We start from the raw sequence: 22,283 nt of genomic DNA, 5'->3' as shown, positions 1-22,283 counted from the left end.
ATGAACCAAGAGCATGAACTTTTTTGGCTTTTTATTCTAGCCATCCCTGTTGCCAGCATTGCATGGACTGTTACCCATGAAGAAGTTTTCAGAGAGCCAAGGGAGTACTGCGTCAGACAATCTAAGGAAGCACCCAGACTGCTAAAAAGGAAATTCTTTTACCTGTTTACCTGTGAGTTCTGCTTTAGCCACTATGTAACGGTGTTCATCTTGTTTTTGACAAACTATACGCTTTATCATGATGATTGGCGCGGCTATATTCTTTCCGGGTTCTCCCTGGTATGGATCGCAAATTTCTACATGAGCATTTACAACAAGATTCGTATAGATCTAAAGACGGGTAAACTGATATCCAAGAAGCAGGAGCACATTTTGAACGAACAAAAAAAGGAAGACTAAAGTCTTCCAAATATTCTTGTTAGTTCCCGCAACATTTTACCATGTTCCTGTTTGAGTTCCGCTGGACCTAAGCGCCAGCCCCAGTTATCTTTTACGGAAGATGGTGTATTCATCCGGGCCTTCTTGCCCAGACCAAGTACATCCTGAACAGGGATGATGGCAAGGTTGGCTACGGATGCAAAAGCCAGCCGGATGAGGGCATAGTGCACGTTATCCGCTGTTACTGGTTTGCCGAGGTAACACTCTAGATTCTTTCTGGTCTCCTTCGTTGCTTCCGACTTGAACCAACCCTTGGTGGTGGTATTATCATGGGTTCCCGTGTACACAATACAATTTTCGGTGTCATATTGATGCGGGATATGCACCGAGCAAGGCATATCTTCTCCGAAGGCAAACTGCAAGACCTTCATTCCTGGCATCTCGTATGCATCACGCAGGGTATAAACATCGTCGTCAATGTCGCCGAGGTCTTCTGCAATGAAAGGCAGGTTACCAAGGGCCTCACGCATGGCGTCGAAGAATTTGGCACCCGGACCTGGTATCCAGGCGCCGTTTATTGCGGTTTCTTCTCCTGCCGGCACCTCCCAGTAAGAAGCAAAAGCCCTGAAATGATCCAGACGAAGTAGGTCAAAAAGCTCCATATTTTTCTGGAGGCGCTGTTTCCACCACGCATAATCAGTGTTTTCCATCGCATCCCATCGGAAAACAGGCATACCCCAGAGCTGTCCATCTTCATTGAAATAATCAGGTGGCACACCAGCAATGCCAGCGATATTACCCGAGTCATCTAACTTGAAAAGTTCGGGATTGGCCCATACATCTACAGAGTCATAACCGATGTAGAATGGCAGATCGCCGATAAGCTGGACGCGCTGTTTGTGTGCATACTGCTTAAGTGCTGCAAACTGCTTGAAGAAAACGTATTGCATCCATTTGATCCTATTGAGCGCATCTTTTTCGCCATTTACAATCTTTGTAATTGCGTTTGCCTTGCGCTTTCGGACTTCTTCAGGCCACTCATTCCATGGCTTTTGGTCATATTTGGTCTTCAGGAGCGTAAACAACGCGAAGTCGTCCAACCAATAAGATTCATTTTCACAAAATTCCTGAAAGTCGGCATTATCGCCCTTCTGCTTGAAGTTATCATAAGCACGTTCCAGAAGTGGCAGCTTGAGGCGCTCCACTTCCGCGTAGTCTACTTTCTTGTTTCCGGAAGGCAAGTTGGCCTTGAGGTCTTCTTCTGTAAGCACACCTTCATCCACAAGCGACTCCAGGCTGATCAGTAGAACATTGCCCGCCATGCTCGACAGCGCGCTATAGGGTGAGTAACTTTGACTTTTACTTATCGGATTTAACGGTAGAAGCTGCCAGTACTTTTGTCCACTTTTCTTTAGGAAATCAACAAAGGTGAAAGCCTCTTTCCCGATGTCACCAATACCAAAGGATGATGGAAGTGACGTGATGTGCATTAGGATACCTGCTCCTCTTTTGTTAGCCGGATGTTCCAGCTTTAGCACCGCGAGAGGCATGTCTTTGAATATATCTTCGAGCTTGATCACCCCTGCTTTTACCTTGCCCTTTTCACTGGTAAACAGCTGTACCCATTCTTCTGGTGCGCCCGCCGGAATTTCAAGGCGTGTATTCTTCCAATTGATGGAAAAGATGTCGGCGTTCTGAGACTCGCACAAGGCAGCGAGGTGTAAAGGCACGACCACGACGGTCGTCGATTGCGCAGATTTTCTAGCGTAAGCCAGAATGTGGTCTGCATACTTCCCTTTTACTTCTATTGGTATATACGAGGCGGTCTTATAAGCTTCAGCATGCTTTTTACGATCCTGAAGCAGCAGGTGTTGAAGCCAAAGCTTGATCTTTCCATCGTATCTGTTTTCCCATAGCGTAGGGATATCAGCAGCTTCTGCAAGCTCCCCGAGCCATTTGGTTCGCTTTTCGTAATCTACAGCACGACGGTTGTCGGGGTCTACCAGACTAAGATCCCAAAGCTCTGTGCCTTGATAAACATCTGGTACACCAGGTGCCGTAAACTTAATAACGGCTTGCGCAAGGCTGTTTAGAATACCGTAATCAGCAACTTTTTTGAAGAATGCTTGAAAGCGGCCTGCGAAGGGACCATTTGCATCCATAAAGCGGCTGCTAAAATGCTGTGCAGCCGCTTCATAGTCAACCGCGGGATCCGCCCAGCCGGTATGTCGTTTAGCTTCACGCAACGCTTTTTGCAGGTAGGCATCAACACGTTCCTGATAATCAGCTTCTTTGACGCCCGGCATTGGGCAACTACCGATCAGCGTTTGATAGATGAAATAGATGTCGTTTAAATCCGGCTTTTCTGATGCCGTTGTATAACTGTTCCATTCCTGAACCAGGTTCAGCCACTCTTCCGGCAAATCCGTTAGCACATTGAGCCTGGCGCGTACATCTTCTCCACGTTTGGTATCATGGGTGGATGTGCCGTTCATCGCAAGCGGCCAGTATTTCATACGCGTTTTCATGGAATCGTGGAAAGCTTGTGGACTTAAACCAAAGCCTTCAGGTGAGTCCCCAACTTCATTTTTACCGATAAATCGGTTATAGGTATACATTAGCGTGTCTTCAACACCCTTGGCCATAAGTGGACCGCTAAACTGCATACAACGCTTATAGAACAGGGCTGCACGTTTATTGTAATCTTTATTCAAGGCTTTTGGACGCTCAAACCACACCTGCTTAAGTGCGTCTATCGCGGTCTGGCGTTCCTTGCTGCTGATGTGATCTAAGAGGTTCGACAAGTCGGCAGCTTCTGTTTTCGTCAGGGGAAATGTACCACCATAATATCTGTACACCGGACAATGGATCAGTAAAGCAGCAATGGCATCCTTTAGGCTTTCAGCATCAACTTCAGCTTGGTCTTCATCCAAGTTTAAGCTATGGTAAAGGTCTACCAGGTTGTTAAGCTCGCCTCCCATGTGGTCTTTCAGGATTGCAGCTTTCTTGCCCCAGATCTGTTCTTCTATGCTTTCTGAACTTTCACTAAGGTCTTTGTAGTAAGCTGAAAACGGTTCTTCAGCCTCTTGATTTGTGAATACATTGTTCACGGTGGCAAGGAAGTCATATCCGGTAGTGCCCTGCACCGGCCATGCCGTCGGTAGCTCCTCACCCTGTTCCAGAATCTTCTCGATCACAATGTAAGTGTCGTTACCGACAGACTCCCTAAGCAACTCCAGGTAGGCATCCGGATCAAAAAGACCGTCAATATGATCTACACGCAAGCCCTGAAAAACGCCGTCTCTCAGCAGCTTGAAGATGTATTCGTGGTACGCTTTAAAAACATCAGGATCCTGAATATTCAGGCAAATCAGGCTATTTACAGTAAAAAACCGTCTGTAGTTGATCTTTCTGTCTGTTTCCTTCCAGTTGCAAAGCCGATAGTTTTGACTGCTCGCAAGCTTTAGCAGCTGCGCTTTGTCTGCATTGAAATCGTCCAGCTTCTGCCCTTGCAATTCTTCTTGTGCAGCATCATGCAGTGGCCAGCGGTTACCGGAGTAATCCAGTTCAAACCTGTCTTCCGTTTTGACAACTTGCAGTGCGCCATCTGCTATCACTTTTTCAAGGTCATCACCAAGAAAGGGTGTCATAATGGGTTCGGAACCCTTCCCTGACCAGTTCAGGTCGAAGAATCCATAATATGGTGATGCTTCTCCCTTTTCAAGGACATCCATTAACCATAGATTATTTTGATGGTATGCCATGTGATTGGGTACGATATCCTGTACCCAGTTCATCCCTTTCTCTTTAAGCAAGGCGGAGAGCTCAAACAATTCTGCCTCCGTACCAATCTCCGGGTTGATGCGTAATGGGTTTACCGTGTCATATCCATGCATGCTACCTGGACTTGCCTCCATGATTGGCGAGGCATATATGGTTTGGATGCCAAGATCGTGCAGGTAGGGAATGATTTTCTTAAAGTCTGAAAAGGTAAATTCCTTATTGAATTGAATTCTGTAGGTCGCTACTGGATTAAGCATCTTTTCGTGTATAAATTAGAATGGATTCCGGTTGAATAATTAATTTATTAACAGACTGGCATGCGCCATCGTCTGTACAAGGCCCACCCCATTTCTCATCAGCAGAACACAATAGTAGTTCCCAGTTATGAATAGAATCTTCTGCAGGAACCGCTTGTTTTTCTTTTGAGAAATTGAGGATGCATACGATCTGCTGCCTTGGTTCCCAACGCTTTACCACCAGGGTATTTTTGTCGGGGTAACTCATGGCTGTGATTCGGCTGCGATCTCCATTGGACAAAGCTGGATGAGCCTTTCTTAAAGCAATAAGTTCTTTGTAATAGTTGAACATCACTTGATGCTCAGGCTTGTCCAAAAGGTCCCATTGTAATTTTGATTGCTGGAAAGTTTCCAGGACATCCGGATCGGGTGCTTCACCTTCTGCATGAAATGCGGCGAATTCCGCTTTGCGGCCTTCACGCACCAGCTTGTTTAGCTCCGCATCTGTATGGCTCACGAAATATAAGAATGGGTTTGTCTCTCCGTACTCCTCCCCCATAAACAGCATTGGCAAATATGGGCTGATCATCACTGCGCCGGCAAGCACCTTCTGCATTTCGAAGCTGTATAATGTGGAACTTCGTTCGCCGAGCATGCGGTTTCCGACCTGATCATGGTTTTGTGAAAAGACGATGAACTTGGAACCAGGCTGCCCATCAGCGCTGCGTCCGAAGTTCTTTTTCCGATGCTCCGAGTACTGTCCGTCATATACGTAAGCGTCACGATAAGCCTTTTCTAAATGGCGGATGCCCTGAAAGTCGGCATAATAACCTGTGCCTGGCTCACCGGCAGTAATCCGCAGGGCGTGATGAAACTCATCTATCCACTGCGAATCCATTCCGAAACCATTCTTTTCAGGAGCGTCTAAAAATCTTGGATCGTTAAGGTCACATTCCACAATCAGGTAGTGCTTTCTGCCGGTTATTTCCATCAGGGCGTCTACCTGCAGGCGGATGGCCTGGAGGATGTGTTGTGCACTTAGATCTTTGATGGCGTGAACTGCATCCATGCGTAAGGCGTCGATGTGAAAATCGCGAAACCACATCAGCACGTTCTCAATAAAGTAGTCTCTTACACCATCACAGTCCGCATCATCGAAGTTTACGGCTTGTCCCCAAGGTGTGTGGTATTTATCAGTGAAGTACGGACCGAATTCAGCGAAGTAATTACCTTCGGGGCCAACGTGATTGTAAACCACGTCCAGGATTACGGCGATACCTTTGTCGTGACAGGTATTTACCAGTTCCTGCAATTTCGCTGCCCCTCCGTATGATTGTTGAACGGCAAAAGGGAACACACCATCATAGCCCCAGTTCCGGTCTCCGGGAAACTGCGCTACCGGCATAATTTCTATCGCGTTTACGCCAAGTTCAATCAGGTGATCTAAATGTTGTGCAATACCATCAAAGGTCCCCTTTGCTGAAAAGGTTCCGGTATGTATTTCATAGATGATATAGTCATTTAGGGCTGGATTCTGCCATTCGGTGTCCGTCCACTCAAAAGCCTGCAGGTCGACAGCCATGGAAGCTTCATGCACGCCATTTGGCTGTGCTAAAGAAGCGGGATCTGGCAATCCATCCTTTCCATTCAGTTTAAATTTATATTGATCATTAGGCTGGAGCAGATCCGTAGTCGCTTTCCAATATCCATCGGCACTTCTGCTAAGGCTTACAAGAGATCCACTTGCTAATGCGGCTTCAACACTTTCGGCATTTGGCGCCCAAAGGCAAATTTCTGCTTGCTGTGCCTCATTAAAGTTAATTCCAACCCTTCTTCGTTTTAAGTAAGCGTTTTCTTTCATATCTACATCAATGTCAAAGCATAAGGAAATGTTTTAAAATTCTATAGCCTCAAAATACTCGTTTTTTCTGCGGGAGATACGTTCCGGCGTACTTACACGCCCTGTGTTAAAAAAGATTTTGCAGATAAGTTGTAATGTTCATTTCTTGTACTACATTTGTACTGTACTACATAACTAATACACCAACAACAAACATTAAAAATATGATAAAGCTTTCAAATCTGAGTTTTGGATACAGCAAGAATGCGCTGTTGTTTAAGAACCTGAATCTCGAGTTACAGGTAGGGCATATTTATGGTCTGCTCGGGAAAAATGGTGCGGGGAAATCTACCTTGCTAAAAAACATTGCGGGACTAGTGTTTCCGCTGGATGGGGCATGCCAGGTGAATGGCCATGATGCTGCGGCGCGCCTGCCATCATTTTTGCAGGAACTGTTCTTTATCCCGGAAGAGGTGTACTTACCGGCGCTCAACGCAAGGGGCTTTGTTGGCAGCAGCGGTCAGTTTTATCCAAGCTTTGATCATGCAGGCTTCTATAACATGTTGGAAGAATTTGAAGTGCCTGCCGACAAGATGCTGAACAAGCTTTCTTTCGGACAGCAGAAGAAAGTTATGATTGCTTTTGGACTGGCGACCAATACCGGGACGCTGATTATGGATGAACCGACCAATGGGCTTGACATTCCTTCAAAAGTGCAGTTCCGGAAAATCATTGCTGCTGCACTTACAGACAATCGCTGTATCATCATTTCTACCCACCAGGTACGTGACCTTGATAGCTTAATAGACAGTTTGGTGGTTGTTCATAATCAGGAAATTGTCTTGAACAAGAGCCTTGAGGAGATTTCAGAGAAGATTCAGTTCAGCACAGCAGTTCAGGCTAAGAAAGCTGACATTTTGTATCAGGAAGACGGTGATTTCGGCATCAACACCATCAGCATTAACCGTGCGGAGAATTATAGTAAGGTTGACATGGAGTTGCTTTTCAATGCAATCACGAATAAGAGCCAGGCAGTAACATCATATTTAAACTAACAGTTATGAACAACACATTTGATCTTCAGCGATTCGGCCTTTTGCTTTCTAAACATACCAAGGAAAATGCCCGCACTTACCTTTTATCACTTGCCGTATTGATGGCAATATTATCTAGCTTGTTAACCTTTGCGACTTTTGCCAATGATGGTTACCTTGGGCCACACGTACAGGCGACGTTTTACCTGGTATTTAAAGTACTATCGGGTGCTATGTTCACCAGTGTTATTTTCAGCGATTATGGCAGCAAAAAGAAGGCGATACCACTGCTTACCCTGCCAGTATCTAATTTAGAACGTTACCTCGTTAGCTGGATTTATTCATACGTCATTTTTCAGGTGCTCTACACCTTATGTTTCTACTTTATCGACTTCACCGTCCTCAGCATTGCAAACCTTACAGCGGTGCAGAAAAATGAAGTGGTAAACATCGTTACCGTGGAAGACTCGAAGTTCTTTCCAGGGCTTATGATCTTCACTTTTATACATTCCATATTTTTCATTGGTGCGATATTCTTCGAAAAGCTGCACTTCATTAAAACCGGCTTCGTCTTCTTTGCGAGCGTGCTGGGCTTGATATTGCTAAACGCACCACTATTGCAAATCATCTTTGGTGGGCATGCGGAATTCTCTGCCCCTTTTGATTCCATGAGAATACTTGAAAGCGGCAACACCATTGAGCTTCATCCTTCGCCTGCTACGGTCTATATACCATGGATCTTGATTGCTGTGATGTCCCTGATCTTATGGGTGGGTGCTTATTTTAAATTGAAAGAAAAGGAGGTTTAAGATGGAATTCAGAGAGAACGAAGCGATTTACCTGCAGATAGCAGCGTACATCAGCGAGCATATACTGCTCGGGAAGTGGGCTCAGGATGATAAAATACCATCTGTCCGGGAGCTGGCGGTTCAGCTTGAAGTGAACCCCAACACAGTAGTAAGGGCCTACGAGTACCTGCAAAACAAAGAGGTTATTTACAACAAACGCGGCATCGGGTTCTATACCACTGCGGATGCCGCCAAAAAGATTAAAGCCTACAGCAGGGAACGTTTCCTGGGACAAGAGCTGCCAGAGTTATTCCGCAACATGTATTTGCTGGACATCAATATGGATGAACTTGAGAAACGTTACCAATTATATATTTCAGAAAATTATCAATAGAACAAGTCATGAAAACCAGCACCATACTAATTATAGCTGCGGTAGCCGCAAGCTTCATTGCCATCACCGCCTTTAATCTTACGCAGAAAGCTTTCTATGATAAAGGCGAATGGCGTGGTCGCTTCTATGGAATGGAGTTTATACCAGTCAACAGTGTAAGTGACATCGAAATAGCAGACTCTGAAAAGATGGAAGTTACCATTGAGCAAGGCAAAAAAGAAGGTTTATATATCGGTAAGAGCTTTAAAGAGCACATTAAATGGTCTAAGAATGGGAAAAAGTTGAAACTGGAAGTTGTGGAAGATGCAAAGAAAGGGGCGCCCTTTCGCAACGAAACGTTCATACTTGTATTAAACAGGCTTGATCAGGTAAAAACCAGTCCTTACCAGTCGATTAAATTCCAGAAAAGTTATCCGCAGGCAGTAATGCAGATCAAAGGCTTTAAGCAAAATGCCCTGGCGCTCGACTTAGGTACATCAGGCAGGGCCAATTTGATCGATATGGCTTTAGACACCCTCACCGCTAAGATTGGCAACCAGGAAGGTGGCAGCAGTCTGAGGATCGAGAAAGGCACAAAAATCAAAGCTGCAAACTTCACTATTCCAGGAGAAAGTGGACTTGTGCTCAACAACCCAGACATCACCAAAGCGACGTACCGCTTAACTGACCAAGCCACTGTTATCCTAAATGGAAATGTCTTGAATGTTTTAAAATAGGCACTAGAAGATTTTTTTTCAAGGCAGATACAATAAAGCGGCTTCTTAGTCGTCTATATTACTGAGAGCGTTAATTTAGACGGGGGTATTTCGGACGAAATATCTCCGTTTTTTGTTTTAAAACAATTCCTATGTCAATTCAATCCATCAATCCGGTTAATGGCCAAGTTGTAAAAAGTTACACCGCACACAGCGAGCATGAGGTTTCCAAGAAGATCGCGCAGGCACACCTTGCATGGAAGCACTGGCGCCAGGTTCCGCTGGACGAGAAAGCAGCATTGCTAATGAATACCGCCGCCGTGCTGCGCGTACGTAAAGATGCACTTGCGATGACCATGGCTTTGGAGATGGGTAAGCCCTTGAAGGATGGCGTAGCTGAAGTTGAGAAATGTGCTGCTGTATGTGAATACTATGCTCAGAATGGCATTGCCTATATGGCGGATGAAGCGGTGCATACGGAGGCCAGGAAAAGCTACATCTCTTACCAGCCTTTGGGTATTGTGCTTGCCGTAATGCCATGGAACTTTCCGCTATGGCAAGTCTTTCGCTTTGTCGCTCCGGGATTGATGGCGGGCAATTGTGGATTACTAAAGCACGCTTCGAATGTTCCCGGTTGTGCATTGGCCATTGAAGAAGTACTTCTGGAAGCAGGTTTCCCGGAACATGTCTTTCAGACCTTGCTCATCAACAGCAAGGCTGCTGGTAAAGTGATTGAACATCCGCTGGTGCGCGCCGTTACGCTTACCGGGAGTACAGAAGCAGGCAGGCAAGTGGCCGCACAGGCAGCGGGTTTATTGAAGAAATCCGTACTTGAGCTTGGTGGAAGCGATCCTTATCTCATTCTTGAAGATGCGGACCTCGAAGCCGCAGCTGAAATCTGCGTGCAAAGCAGACTGATAAATAATGGTCAAAGTTGTATTGCCGCAAAACGCTTTATCCTGCAAAAAGGCATCGCCGGTGAATTCACGGAAATTTTCCGGGCAAAAATGACCGCCAGGATCACGGGCGATCCTTTAGCCGAGGCGACACAACTTGGCCCTATGGCGCGAAAAGACCTGCGCGACGAACTCCATACACAGGTGCAAAGCAATATTCAGGCTGGTGCAAAATGTATTCTCGGCGGTGAAATTCCCGACTATTCTGGCGACCACGCCTTCTACACGCCTACCATTTTAACGGGCGTCCGTAAAGGCATGCCGGCATATTCGGAAGAGCTCTTTGGTCCTGTAGCATCTATCATGGAGGCATCTAGTATAGCAGAGGCTGTAGATATTGCAAACGACACGCAGTTCGGCCTTGGCGCTGCGATTTTCAGCCGCGACGTTGAAAAAGCAGAGCAGATCGCCAGAACACAACTAGAGGCCGGATCATGTTTCGTGAACAGCTTCGTTAAGTCAGACCCGCGTTTGCCCTTCGGTGGCATCAAAGGATCCGGTTATGGAAGGGAGCTCGGGCTGGTGGGTATGCATGAATTTGTAAACATCAAAACCGTTTACGTCGCTTGATGCTATAATGTTCCTGTTTTGTGAATGTTGGTTAAATGTTTTTGGCATTTAATTTGGTTTATAATGTATAAACCAGCATACTATGAAAACGTTACCACACTTAAAACAGATTACCTATGGTGTTATAATCGTTGCATTTCCATTCATTTTCTCCGCTTCTGATGGTTTGAAGACACCAGAAGTTAAACCAAGGGCTAAAAAGCAATATACATTTACAGTAAACAGCCCGGAAGAGACAATGAATATCTTAAAAGTAACGATCGACAGCCTTAAAGGAAGCAGCAATAAACTGACTATAACCAATTAAATGCAGCGCTGCGTACGCGCACTGCATGATAAAACATACAATATATTCCGCCACATCTAGCAATCCTTCAATCCATGGGGGATCCTGAGCATCACCTAAAAGAAGAAGCTTACATGCGCTAAGGCTGCGAACTTTGTTCCCGGCGTAAAAGCAATGCTGTTCACCGCATCTCTGTTCCTTAACTTCGTTAACGTTTCAAACTGCGTTTCCTTCCATTTCACATTAAAAAGATTATTCACGGTTAGCCCGACCTCAAAGCGCTTCGCTGTGTAATTCAGTACAAGATCAGTGATGAAGTACCCGGTAGCAGTTAAACTGTAATCTTCATTTGCCGGACGGTCGCCTAAATACCGGTACCGCAAACTACCATTAATACCCGTTTTATTCATGTAAGTAATTCCTGCTGAGCTGCTCCAGACTGGTGCAAGTGGAATGTAGTCTTCGCCTTTAGCTTCGTCAACAGCACGTCCATGCGCATAGTTAAGATCTGCATCCAGGTAGATTGCAGGAATTGGTTGATACCTCGCAGAGAAGTCAAAGCCTACGCGTTGTGTCTTCCCGCTAAATTCAACCGATCCACCATCACCGCTATATACATATTCGTTATCCAGGTGGATTTGCCAAACCGCAGCATTTACCAGTAGTTTGTCCGAAATCTTCAACACCGTACCCAGATCCGTTGTATAAGCCGCGGGCAACGTTTTCAGCCCTGCGGCCGAGACTACTCCCCTGGTATCATTGGAGTGAAAGCCCCTACCTGCAGTTAAATAGAATTGCGTGCGGTTAGATGGCTGATAAAAGAAGCTAAGCTTCGGGCTGAGGATATTGTTTTGTTCTTTATAAGCGCCAGCACCGTTTAATGTCGGGTCTTCATCCAGTTTATTGTAGTAACGGTAATAGAATTGGTCGAAACGCAAGCCTGCATTGATGCTGAAGGTTTCATTGAAGCGCAGTGTTTCGCTCAGGAATACCCCGGAGTTTAATTCCGTAATGTCGCCAAGCTTAATTGCGTCAAGTAAGTAGGTGTTGTTCCTGGTGTGCGAGAGTTCTGAGTTTTGGGTTGCATCTAACCGAACATCTAGCCCAATTTGTGAGCTAAGTTTTAGATTTCCGATATAATCGTCCTGTGTGTAGCTTCCGTGATATCCAAAAATGTCCCTTCCCTCCCGTTGTCGAATTTCATCTCCATTTTCAGGGTCTTCCAGGAAAAAGGTGAAGTTGGTATGGAGGTCCAGCGCATAACGCGAATAATAAAGTTGATTCTTGATCAGGTTGTTGTTCGGTGTACTGGTCAGTAAAACGGCGTTGAAGTTGGTTCTGGAGGTTACACCACCTTCGTTCGGATCTAAAGCACCAAAGAAGCCGATTGTACCGTCGTTGACTGCATAATCCGGGATTTGCCCTGAAGCTTTCCAGTCACTGTAAAACGTTGAAGCGGAAGCAGCCAGCGTGCTGTTGTCTGAGATACGTCCATAGTATTTGGTGAAAAAGTTTGTTCTTTTGAAGCGCTGAGGGTGCTCGAAATAGCTATCCGAATACCGGTATTCACCAGCTGCATACCAAGAGTGGTTCTGGTTCATTGCTTTTTTACTTAGCAGGTTGACCATCGCGAGCGCTCTGTAAGTATTAAACTGCCCGGCCTCAACCCGGAAAACATTCCGGTCCAAAGCATTGAGCGTGTGGAAAGCCGCATACCCTGAAGTGACCATATTGCCCTTCTCTGCATCTGCACTACCTTTTTTGAAAGTCGTATTTCCAATCGTTTCGGGAATGATGAAGTGGCTGTCACTATATCCTTGTCCATGTGCATGGGAAACCATGTTTATCGGCATGCCATCCACTTCAAGTTTGATATCGGTACCGTGATCATTATCGAAACCCCGCAGAAAGATCTGTTCAGCTTTACCACCACCCTGATGCTGCCCAATGAAGAGGCCCGGCACCATTCGTAGAACTTCCTGTGAGTTGGACACACCGCGCAAACGGATATCTGCATCACTAATTGCCCGGTAAGGGTTTCCGGCTGCGCCGGAAATGAGAACATCCTGCAATTGGTTGGTAGCAGGTTGCAAACTGAATACTTGCCCCGCCTTTATGTTGCTGATCTTAATTTCCTGCCTTTCGTAACCAATAGCTGTTATGTAGAGTGTTGCAGGACCATCCATGCTACGCCTGATGCTGAATACACCCTGCTCATCACTAATATCTGCGGCATGACCATCACCGAACCAGATGGTAGCACCTGGGATAGCGATCTTCGACTTCGCGTCGATAAGTTTTCCTGAAAATTCGTTTTTCTGAGCGTAAATGGCGGTATTTAGTAGCAATAACAGTGGGAGTAGCAGTTTCTTCATTCAGGATCTTAGTTAAATTTGCTGCAAAAATAGAAAGCTAAACCTAAGCGCCAATGGCAGAAGCCATTTAAGTACGTTTGTAATGGTTTTTATACTTGACGGGGGGATCATCTACATTGTTTAGAATGATTCTAAGAAAGTCACATGAAGGTAAAAGCAATTAATCGTTTGTAATAAACATGATAGATTGCTTATCTTTGATATATCAAAACGGCAAACCTCATTGCTCTTTCAACATAAACACTCTGCTTATTGAACAGAACCTTACCTCAACAAACGTCTACCAACGCATAGCCAACCAAATTTAAACCTATGAGAAAGTACATTTTAGCAGGCGCAGGATCTTTACTAGTAACTTTATCAGTGATGATGACCGGATGGATTCCAAGTACTGGAACTCAGGTTAAGCATCGGTCGGTTGAAGTGAGTAAAGTCCCTGTAGCAATTTCCGCAGATTCTTTATATAACAAACACCTGGACGATCTATACCTTGCAGCCAACCTTGGTGCAACGGGATTAAGTCAGCTTGTATTCGAAAAAGCCGTTACCGGGTTCTATAACCTGAAGAATGCAGGTAAATTATCTGCTGCAAAATCCATCATCAGTATTGCCGATATGAGTCAAACCAGTAGTACTAAAAGGCTTTGGGTGATTGATCTGGACAAAAAGCAACTGCTTTTAAATACCTGGGTTGCCCATGGCAAGAACACAGGTGATGATCGCGCAACCAGTTTTTCAAACGTTAACTCTTCAAACCAGAGTAGCCTTGGTTTCTACATCACTGGCGAAGTTTATTACGGAAAACACGGTCGTTCCCTACGTTTAGATGGAATGGATAATGGTTACAATGATAATGCTCGCCGTCGTGCCATTGTTGTACACGGAGCAGATTATGTTGGTCAGGGAACCATTAATGCTTTAGGCCGCTTAGGTCGTAGCTTAGGTTGTCCTGCTGTTGCACCTGAGTTATCAGATAAACTGATCAACACCATTGAGGGTAAAACTGTATTGTTCATCAACGGTGCTGATCAGCGTTATACTTCGAAATATCTTGACAACCATTTAGCTGCAGCCTTTGCTTCTAACAGCACAGATATTCCTGTAAAAAGCGAGAATTTACTTCCCGCTAAGTCTCTGCAAGTAGGTATATAAAACGATATCTAACCCATATACATCTTTTCTAAACTTCAGGCCACCACTGGGGTCGGCCCAGGCCGTAAAGTATGTCAGATACACAGGTACTTTTTTCGGCAAGGCCAGGTCTGTCGCTTCAGGATTATTAGATTCCATATTTTTCTTGATCAGGTCGAACTTGGAACCATCGCCAAATAGCGCATGTGCAAGGTCCAATGGTTTCTCAACACGTACGCAGCCATGACTCAATGCGCGCTCAGCCCTGGCGAAACCAGCCTTTGCAGGGGTATCGTGTAAATACACGCTACTTTGATTTTTAAACAGGAATTTAATCTTTCCTAATGCGTTGTCTTCACCCGGACGTTGCTTGAAGGCATAAACTTTACCGGCATCCGGTGCAGACCAGTCGATCGTTTCCGTGTCTTCAATGATCTTTCCGTTCTTATAAACATCGATGTTGTTGTTTGAAAGGTAGTATGGATCTGCCGCGGCACTCTTCGTGATTTCGTTTGTTGCGATACTCTGCGGTATATTCCACACAGGATTTACCTGCACACTGTGAATCATGCTATTTAGCTGAGGTGTTTCTCTTGTAAATGGTCTATCCTTTTTCAAGTCATGCTCATCGTATTCAACCAGATTATCTGTAAAGGTCTTATTTCTACCTTCACCAACAACAACCTTCATGTTGAGCACAGATTTACCTTTTTCAATTACATCAAGATTGTAATCTGCAATGTTCACCAATACATACTTGTCTTCTGTAGGTTTGTTTTTCCATCTTAAACGTTCCAGATTTACAGCTAAGACGCGTTGTGTTTCTTCAACTGACATCTTAGGATCTTTAAATCCAGTGCTTAATGCCTTTTGCAGTGCTAAATACTGTGGGTCTTTCGGCTGAATACTGTCCAGATAACCTTTAAGATCCGTCACGGAAAAGATGCGCTGCATAGATACACTATCCGGACGTTTCGTTTCGGTATAATAACGTGCATAGATTTTTCTAGGGCTGATTACACCAAACTGCATGGCATTGCTGTAGTTGATCAGCGCATTTGCAGCCATGATCTCCAGGTCGGCCAAACTTTGGTAAGCTTCTTCCTTAGACTTTATGCCTTTTTTATCATAAAACTTGGTGATGAGGTTGTTCAAAGCAGAAGCTTTGAACATTTCCGGCTCCAGGCCATGAGACTTTACGTTGTTAAAGTACTCGTTAATTACCTTTAGTTTGCCCTCTGGGAGGTGTTTAAGCACTAAAACTGGTTCATAATCATTGGCTTCATAGAAGGCCGTGATCAATTTTGGATTGTTCAGTGTTGAACGCTTCGTTTCCAGTGTTTTTTTAAGCACTACAGCAAAGGTGTCACTTTGCAAATCCTTAAAGGCTTTGTTTTTCGTTTCCCCATAAAGGGCTTTTGAGATGTCAGATCGCGTCTTTTTACAAGATTGTATGCCGAGCGATGTAAACAGTAACACCAGGCATACCGCGGCAGTACTTTTAAAATTAAGATTCAGTTTATTCATAAGTGATGTTTGTGTGTTATAAATGCTATTGATTCAGAAAATACATTACTAAAGATCCTCATCCAGCGGACCAACCTTATGCCTTGGAAAGTTAAACGCCAAGGAGCTTACAATTGGAATCACGAAAATTGCAACAGTAATGATGGATACTGCAAGGTCCGCTCGTTCACTGTCCAGGAACTTTGAAATCGGCGATGTTGGCGCAAAATGCGTAATCACGGATGCAGAGAGCTTAAGCCCCAGCACGCCGATTACCAGGTATGCCGCCGACTCCAGGAAGGAGAATCGCTCCATCAGCTTAACAAAGCCTTGTGCAACGAAGCGCATGGCGAGGATTCCGATAAATACGCCGATATAAATAAGGTAGATGTTATCTGTAAATGCGACTGCTGCAAAAACGTTATCAATAGAAAAAGCCAGGTCCATAAGTTCTACGAGTGCTACGGTCGCCCAGAAGTTTCCTACCAGTCCAACTGTAGACCTGTAGAACCAATTCCGTTTTTTATCGATGGCTTCAAGATGGTGTTCCTCCTGCTTTTTCATCCGTTTCAGCAAATAAGAGATTGCAAGGTAGAGCAGATAAAAGCCACCGATTGGCTTGAGCCACCAGATGGTTACCAGCCAGGCAGCTAAGACCAGACAGATACCGCGGAAGATGTAAGCACCGATAATGCCATACCGCAAGGCTTTTTCCCGTTGATCTTTGGGAAGGTCCATCACCATTGTTGCCAATACTGCCGCGTTGTCAACAGAGAGCAGACTTTCAATAATAATAAGATTTAGAATGATAAGTAAGCCCGCCTGAATGTCGTCGCCCAAAATGGTGTGCAGAAAATCCATTATTCTACGATGTTTTTAAGTTATTAATGTAAATAAAGCGGAAGATATGTGAAATATATGCAAGAACTAAGCCATAAAGCCGGTGACAAGGAAGTTGATGGATTTACATCGGGAACACGCTATGGTTTGATGACCGGCTTGGGCCTTAGCATTTCAACCAGTAGCGAGAATAGAATCACCAGGAAACAGCCAAGTACATTAAGCCATAAATAAGCGATGACTTCAAAGTATCCGGTGATACAAACCAGCAATTCGGCTATCAATGCACCGAAGAAAACTGACTTGCCACCTACCCGTTTAACATAGAAAGCCACAAGAAAGATCCCGAGGACGGTTCCATAGACATATGAGCCGAGGATGTTAACTGCCTCAATCAAATTCCCGATCTTGCTCGCATAGAGCGCCATCGCGATACAGATCACGCCCCAAAAGATGGTCGCCCAGCGAGAAGCAGAAAGATACTGGCTGTCGGAACCATCCTTCTTAATCAGACGTTTATAAACATCAATTACACTGGTGGAGGCTAGCGAGTTCAGCGCGCTTGCGGTAGAGCCCATAGACGCTAAAAAGATGATGGCGATCAGTAAACCAATTAATCCTTGCGGCAGGTATCGGGTAACAAAACTTAAGAAGATGTAATTATTGTCGTTCACGTCGGCATTGCGATCGTTTTTCAACATTAGGTCTGTTGCTTCCTTTTTAAGCGAACGGGTTTCAAGATCGGCAAGCTGCAGCTGTTTCCGCTGCGCGTTAATTGAAGCTTCATCCCCAGCGTCGAGTGCGCGATTAAGTTGGTTTAGTTGTTCCTGCTTTGCAGCAAAGGCTGCATCATAGCGCTCGTAAATAGCCTCGAGCTGTGGTTTATAGTTACTTGCTTCAAGTTTATTCAGTTCGAAGCTATTGAAGAAAATTGGCGGTTTGGTATACTGATAAAATGTAAACACCAATACCCCAATCAGCAGGATCAGAAACTGCATTGGAATTTTCACCAGTCCATTCATCAGCAAACCAAGGCGACTCTGACTGATCGATGAACCGGTTAGGTATCGCCCCACTTGACTCTGATCCGTTCCGAAGTAAGACAGCTGTAAGAAAAAGCCACCAATTAATCCGCTCCACACGGTGTACTGGTTGTTCCAGTCAAACTTGAAATCAATGGCACTTGCCCGTCCCATCTTGCCCGCAATGCTGATCGCTTTAACAAAGCCGATGTCCCCCGGGAGCAAGGAAACGACAACATAACCCGCCGCAAACAGTCCCAAAAAGATAATGCTCATCTGCAGCATTTGGGTGTAAGAAACCGCCTTGGTACCGCCATATACGGTATAGCAAACTACGATGATCCCGATGAACAAAGTTGTATACACGGTATTGATATCCAGAATTGTAGAAAGAATAATAGCAGGCGCATAAATGGTAATACCAGTTGAAAGTCCCCGCTGTATTAAGAACAAGATGGCGGTAAGCACCCTGGTATTTAGGTCGAAACGCTGTTCCAGGTATTCGTACGCCGTGTAAACCTTAAGTCTATGAAAGATGGGCACAAAGGTGATGCAGAGTACGATCATGGCTAGCGGAAGCCCGAAATAGAACTGCACGAAGCTCATGCCCGATGAATACGCTAGTCCTGGTGCCGAAAGGAAAGTGATCGCGCTTGCTTGTGTAGCCATAACAGAGAGGCACACACTATACCAGGGCAGTGACTGGTTCCCCAACAGATAGCCGTCTATGTTCTTTGCACCGCGGCTTTTGTAAACGCCATAAGAAACAATGGCCAGTAACGTACCAAACAATACACACCAGTCTAGTACGCTCATTGGAAGTAGATGGTAAAAAGGTAAAAACTAAGGATCAACAACAATAACCAGATGATGAGCAGCACGTAAAATTGCTTCCATGTTTTAACAAAGGGAGGTAGTTCCTGCTTGTTATCCTTTTCAATCATATCTGATTTGCTCATCTTACTATGTACTCCTCCTACTTTATATTATTCTCCTGTTTCGGGGCAAGACTATTTTTTGTCCGTGCTTTTTGCGCCTGCGGAGAGCAAGTTTACAAACAAGCGATACGCCCCTGGCACCCCCGCAGGAAGCTCTCTGTAAAATACCAGGCCGGTATAGATGTATTTACCTTTTCCATACTCTGCGATGATTAACGAACCGTTGGAAGGCTGCTCACCTTTGTCGCCCATACGTAGAATTGGCGTATACTTTTCATCCAGATTACTGGCGAAGTAAATACCGCGCTCTTGAACCCAGCCTTCGAAGTCCTTCTGGGTAATCTTATTGGGGTAGTTTAACAACGCATGATCAGGTTTTAAGAACGATACGTCCGCATCTTCTTCTGTAACCCGGTCGCGTGTTATTGTAAATGGATACGGACCAATTTGACTGATCTTTAATGGATTATTCACGTTGTACTGCTGAACCAGCGTGCCGCCGTTCTTAACGTAAGCCATCAACTTGGCCTGCATTGCTGCTGCATCCTCGTTGATGTTGTACAACCTCACCCCAGTTACAATTGCATCAAATCTGGATAGATCTCCATTCAGCAGATTTGCATCCAACATGGTAACTTCATACCCGACCTGTTTAAGTGATTGCGGAATGAGATCCCCTGCACCTGCAACATAGCCAATCTGTTTTCCGGCGAATTTAAGATCCAGCTGCTCCAGCCTTGCTTCTGCCTGCGGGAACAGTGTTTGCACAGGTATGTGTTCATATGCAATCTGCTGGAACCCCTTGTTATATGTCTCCCCTGCAGTTACGATCTGCAACTCCAATTTCCCGGAAGTAGCTTTTTCATTCGGTGTTACGGTGAAGTCTAAAATTTCCTCCGTGCCTTTCTCAGCTAAATTAAGATCTATACTGGAAGGAGCAACGTTCCATCCTTTTGGTACTTTAATTTCAAGTTTTCCTTTAGCATTCTTGATGAAGCTCCGGATCGAAACTGATATTTTCCTTGGAGTCTGGTTGTTGAATACATAAGCTTTTTCCTGAAGCGTTGCGGTAATCGGCGGGGCGATAACTAAAGGCTGGTAAATCTCTCCGACCGCCGGATTTGCATATTTGTATATGATGGAGCGATCCACAGCGATGCGGGTTCCATTAATTTTAATGGCTACATCCCCGGCTGAAGGTGCTTTATTCTCAGGTGCACCTAAGTTTTCGATACCTGTAAACACATATGCACCTATACCATGTGGATTGGCAAGCCAATAGGGCTGTGTAAGTTTTCGGGCACTGTCTGGCAAGGCCCGGTTCAAGCGGATTAAATTGCCGGGCTTGAGTTCTATTGGATCCTCGCGATCAACCAGCAGCTCTACTTTCAGCGGCGATCCGCTTGGCAGGCGCGATATTGCTTGCAACTCATAGGTCATCAAATCATTTACGCCGTATGCCGGATGTGCACTCACCGCTTCTATCCAGATACCGGCACAAGCTAAAATCAGCTCATCCAGTTTTACGTGATCAAACGGCAGTTTAGCGGTCGCCGTCTTTAGCTGAAGCAATTGCGCTATAGATTCGTAAGGGGCTTCTACACGGTACCGTTTATTAATATCGTTGATGAGGAATTGTACATCTTTAAGCCCAGGGTATTTGTTCAAGCTGGCATCAACATCCTCAAACAAGTCCTTCTTTGCAGGTACACCGGCACGATGTTGGAAAGATTCCATTGCGGAACCACGCTGCTTTGCTGAGCCGAAACCCTGACTTCTGTGCCTTGACCGGCTGTCTGCTGCAATCTCACCATAGCTTTGCCCAAGCAAGGCATTGTACTGACCAACGTCCATCGAAAGTTGATCGGCTGTAATCGTGTTGGTTCCCCCAAAGTTGAACGTATTCCACACGATACGCCCGGTCTTCCATGGCTTCAGGTAAGCAAGTTGTTCCGGAAATTGCCGCGGGTCGGCAGCGGCGCTGAAGGCCTTTTCAGCAAGGATTGCAGATGCCGCATGCGCTCCGTGGCCAGCACGTTCGTCGCCGGGAAAGCGGGTAATGATTACATCCGGCTGAAACTTGCGGATTACCCAGACCACATCGCTCAGAATTTTCTTTTCATCCCAAAAGCGCAGTGCTTCTTCTGCCGTCTTAGAAAACCCGAAATCATTGGCACGGGTAAAAAATTGTTCCGCACCGTCAATTTGCCGTGCAGCAAGGAGCTCCTGCGTTCTAAGCAAGCCAAGCTGATCAGCCTGCTCAGTACCAATAAGGTTCTGTCCCCCATCTCCCCTGGTTAAAGAAAGGTATGCCGTTTTATACTTCTTGCCTTTGGACAAATAGGCTAAAAGCCTTGTATTTTCATCATCCGGGTGCGCTGCGATATACAACACCCTGCCGGTAACACTTAAAGCTTCCAGCCCCTGTTTTATCTCTGCAGCATTATAGGACCGCTGAGACTGCGCGTTTAGACAGAATGGGAAAAGAACAAATAGGTAGAAAGGCAGCACTTTTATTTTCATACAGCTTCAATCGCGAATCTTGGTGTCGGTAAATATTTGGTTTTTGGTTATTTGAAAAGCACTTTACTGCTAATCTCTTTATCAATGGTAAGAAATCCTGGGTACTTTACCAATGCGCCAGCAACTTTAATACTGGGCTTAATCTTCAGCGTCAGCATACCCTTACGCGCTACTGAATCCGTTCCCGACTGTAAAAAGGCAGCAACTTCCTGCATCACTTGTTTGTTGGAAATAAAGCGGTAAGCATTCAGGTTCACATTGACGGGTACTACGGTTGTGCCACCAGGCTGAACATCCACAAGTTGATTCACTAAGCCCGTGGCGAGCTCCTGATTGTTAATGAGCACTTTATATTCGAAATCATTGATTGCCGCAGCGGTGCTCGTCGGATTGGTGATTTCAAGATTGAGCCTGGCTTTTAATGGAACATCCTGCGTAAGCAGACCTAATGCAAGTCCTGGTAAACTCGCTAAATTGATGTCCTGCAAGTTTGAGAAACTGGCAATGTTTGTACCGCCAAGGGTAACCTGTTCAGCGGATAGCAACTTGTATTTACACTTTTCAAGTGCCGCGATCTGCTGCGCCTGCTTATTCACACCACAACCACACAGTACCAACAGCACGATCCCAAAGGCTAATATTTTCTTCATATGTTATGTCTAAACTATTATAACGGTAATATTAGGTATTTGCATTTACATGAGCGAGATAAAACATTGTAGAGCTTAAATCGTTAACTAGAAAACAGTATGATGAAGCCTTTCCAAATAACAACTGCCAAGGGCACAAACTACGATGTTTCAGAAATGAAAGGTACCCCTAATGGCTATGAAATCTCCAAAGATGGAGAGAATTGTCCTTTTTTTATGGGCTCCAAAGGTCAATGGAGCACCGGTGACTTTGCCCCGCGCTTTCTTGATTTTGACATTTCGGAAATTGGAAAGCTGATTGAGTTTGAACTCAAGCTAAAGGCGGATCGCTGATCCCA

The 22,283-nt window shown here is 45.2% G+C and carries 18 protein-coding genes; 9 read left to right on the top strand and 9 right to left on the bottom strand.

Features of this window, described 5'->3' with window-relative positions; genetic code table 11:
- On the top strand, nucleotides 1-399 hold the full coding sequence (locus tag IEW69_RS12830) for an MFS transporter (protein ID WP_188627265.1): 399 nt from the start codon (nucleotides 1-3) through the stop codon (nucleotides 397-399).
- On the opposite strand, the gene treY is transcribed toward IEW69_RS12830, so the two are convergent.
- Both treY and treZ read right to left on the bottom strand, forming a co-directional pair.
- Nucleotides 396-4,418 (bottom strand): malto-oligosyltrehalose synthase, encoded by a 4,023-nt coding sequence (gene treY, locus IEW69_RS12825; protein WP_188627264.1) that lies wholly within the window; start codon nucleotides 4,416-4,418, stop codon nucleotides 396-398. The two genes, IEW69_RS12830 and treY, sit on opposite strands and share 4 nt — an antisense overlap.
- Nucleotides 4,411-6,258 (bottom strand): malto-oligosyltrehalose trehalohydrolase, encoded by a 1,848-nt coding sequence (treZ, locus tag IEW69_RS12820; protein WP_188627263.1) that lies wholly within the window; start codon nucleotides 6,256-6,258, stop codon nucleotides 4,411-4,413. The genes treY and treZ overlap by 8 nt, the downstream gene beginning before the upstream one ends.
- Before the next feature lie 203 nt (nucleotides 6,259-6,461).
- Here treZ and IEW69_RS12815 point away from each other — a divergent pair, with 203 nt between their 5' ends.
- The 6 genes from IEW69_RS12815 (at nucleotide 6,462) to IEW69_RS12790 (ending at nucleotide 10,981) form a co-directional block, all read left to right on the top strand.
- Nucleotides 6,462-7,292, top strand: coding sequence for an ABC transporter ATP-binding protein (locus tag IEW69_RS12815; protein WP_188627262.1), 831 nt, complete (start codon nucleotides 6,462-6,464; stop codon nucleotides 7,290-7,292).
- A 5-nt stretch (nucleotides 7,293-7,297) separates the two neighbouring features.
- On the top strand, nucleotides 7,298-8,080 hold the full coding sequence (locus tag IEW69_RS12810; protein WP_188627261.1) for a hypothetical protein: 783 nt from the start codon (nucleotides 7,298-7,300) through the stop codon (nucleotides 8,078-8,080).
- Between the two features lies 1 nt (nucleotide 8,081).
- Entirely contained in the window at nucleotides 8,082-8,453 is a 372-nt protein-coding gene (locus tag IEW69_RS12805; RefSeq protein ID WP_188627260.1) for a GntR family transcriptional regulator, read from the top strand.
- An 8-nt stretch (nucleotides 8,454-8,461) separates the two neighbouring features.
- Nucleotides 8,462-9,169 (top strand): hypothetical protein, encoded by a 708-nt coding sequence (locus IEW69_RS12800; RefSeq protein WP_188627259.1) that lies wholly within the window; start codon nucleotides 8,462-8,464, stop codon nucleotides 9,167-9,169.
- A 131-nt stretch (nucleotides 9,170-9,300) separates the two neighbouring features.
- Complete coding sequence (locus tag IEW69_RS12795) at nucleotides 9,301-10,674, top strand: NAD-dependent succinate-semialdehyde dehydrogenase (RefSeq protein ID WP_188627258.1); 1,374 nt, start codon at nucleotides 9,301-9,303, stop codon at nucleotides 10,672-10,674.
- 82 nt (nucleotides 10,675-10,756) lie between these two features.
- Nucleotides 10,757-10,981: a hypothetical protein gene (locus IEW69_RS12790; RefSeq protein ID WP_188627257.1), complete on the top strand. Its 225-nt coding sequence runs from the start codon at nucleotides 10,757-10,759 to the stop codon at nucleotides 10,979-10,981.
- A gap of 95 nt (nucleotides 10,982-11,076) precedes the next feature.
- On the opposite strand, the gene IEW69_RS12785 is transcribed toward IEW69_RS12790, so the two are convergent.
- A complete protein-coding gene (locus IEW69_RS12785) occupies nucleotides 11,077-13,335 on the bottom strand; it encodes a TonB-dependent receptor (protein WP_188627256.1) in 2,259 nt (752 codons plus the stop codon).
- Nucleotides 13,336-13,647: 312 nt separating this feature from the next.
- Here IEW69_RS12785 and IEW69_RS12780 point away from each other — a divergent pair, with 312 nt between their 5' ends.
- Nucleotides 13,648-14,487, top strand: coding sequence for a murein L,D-transpeptidase catalytic domain family protein (locus tag IEW69_RS12780; protein ID WP_188627255.1), 840 nt, complete (start codon nucleotides 13,648-13,650; stop codon nucleotides 14,485-14,487).
- On the opposite strand, the gene IEW69_RS12775 is transcribed toward IEW69_RS12780, so the two are convergent.
- The 6 genes from IEW69_RS12775 to IEW69_RS12750 form a co-directional block, all read right to left on the bottom strand.
- On the bottom strand, nucleotides 14,452-15,993 hold the full coding sequence (locus IEW69_RS12775) for a L,D-transpeptidase family protein (RefSeq protein WP_188627254.1): 1,542 nt from the start codon (nucleotides 15,991-15,993) through the stop codon (nucleotides 14,452-14,454). The two genes, IEW69_RS12780 and IEW69_RS12775, sit on opposite strands and share 36 nt — an antisense overlap.
- A gap of 48 nt (nucleotides 15,994-16,041) precedes the next feature.
- Complete coding sequence (locus IEW69_RS12770) at nucleotides 16,042-16,833, bottom strand: TerC family protein (RefSeq protein ID WP_188627253.1); 792 nt, start codon at nucleotides 16,831-16,833, stop codon at nucleotides 16,042-16,044.
- Nucleotides 16,834-16,952: 119 nt separating this feature from the next.
- Nucleotides 16,953-18,650: a sodium:solute symporter family protein gene (locus IEW69_RS12765; RefSeq protein WP_188627252.1), complete on the bottom strand. Its 1,698-nt coding sequence runs from the start codon at nucleotides 18,648-18,650 to the stop codon at nucleotides 16,953-16,955.
- Nucleotides 18,647-18,793 (bottom strand): hypothetical protein, encoded by a 147-nt coding sequence (locus IEW69_RS12760; protein ID WP_188627355.1) that lies wholly within the window; start codon nucleotides 18,791-18,793, stop codon nucleotides 18,647-18,649. Before IEW69_RS12760 ends, IEW69_RS12765 begins: the two co-directional genes overlap by 4 nt.
- A 51-nt stretch (nucleotides 18,794-18,844) precedes the next feature.
- Nucleotides 18,845-21,295 carry a PIG-L family deacetylase gene (locus IEW69_RS12755; protein WP_188627251.1) on the bottom strand — a complete coding sequence of 817 codons (2,451 nt, stop codon included), beginning with the start codon at nucleotides 21,293-21,295 and terminating at the stop codon, nucleotides 18,845-18,847.
- Nucleotides 21,296-21,342: 47 nt separating this feature from the next.
- Nucleotides 21,343-21,945, bottom strand: a complete 603-nt coding sequence (locus IEW69_RS12750; protein WP_188627250.1) for an LEA/WHy family protein — start codon at nucleotides 21,943-21,945, stop codon at nucleotides 21,343-21,345.
- Between the two features lie 99 nt (nucleotides 21,946-22,044).
- Between IEW69_RS12750 and IEW69_RS12745 the strand changes: the two genes are divergently transcribed.
- Entirely contained in the window at nucleotides 22,045-22,278 is a 234-nt protein-coding gene (locus IEW69_RS12745; protein WP_188627249.1) for a hypothetical protein, read from the top strand.
- The last annotated feature ends 5 nt before the right edge of the window (nucleotides 22,279-22,283 follow it).

Origin of the sequence: Pedobacter quisquiliarum, from assembly GCF_014642175.1 — a bacterium.
In the GTDB taxonomy this organism is placed as follows: domain Bacteria; phylum Bacteroidota; class Bacteroidia; order Sphingobacteriales; family Sphingobacteriaceae; genus Pedobacter; species Pedobacter quisquiliarum.
The sequence above is the reverse complement of the archived record's forward strand: the minus strand, read 5'-3'. Positions and strand labels throughout refer to the sequence as shown.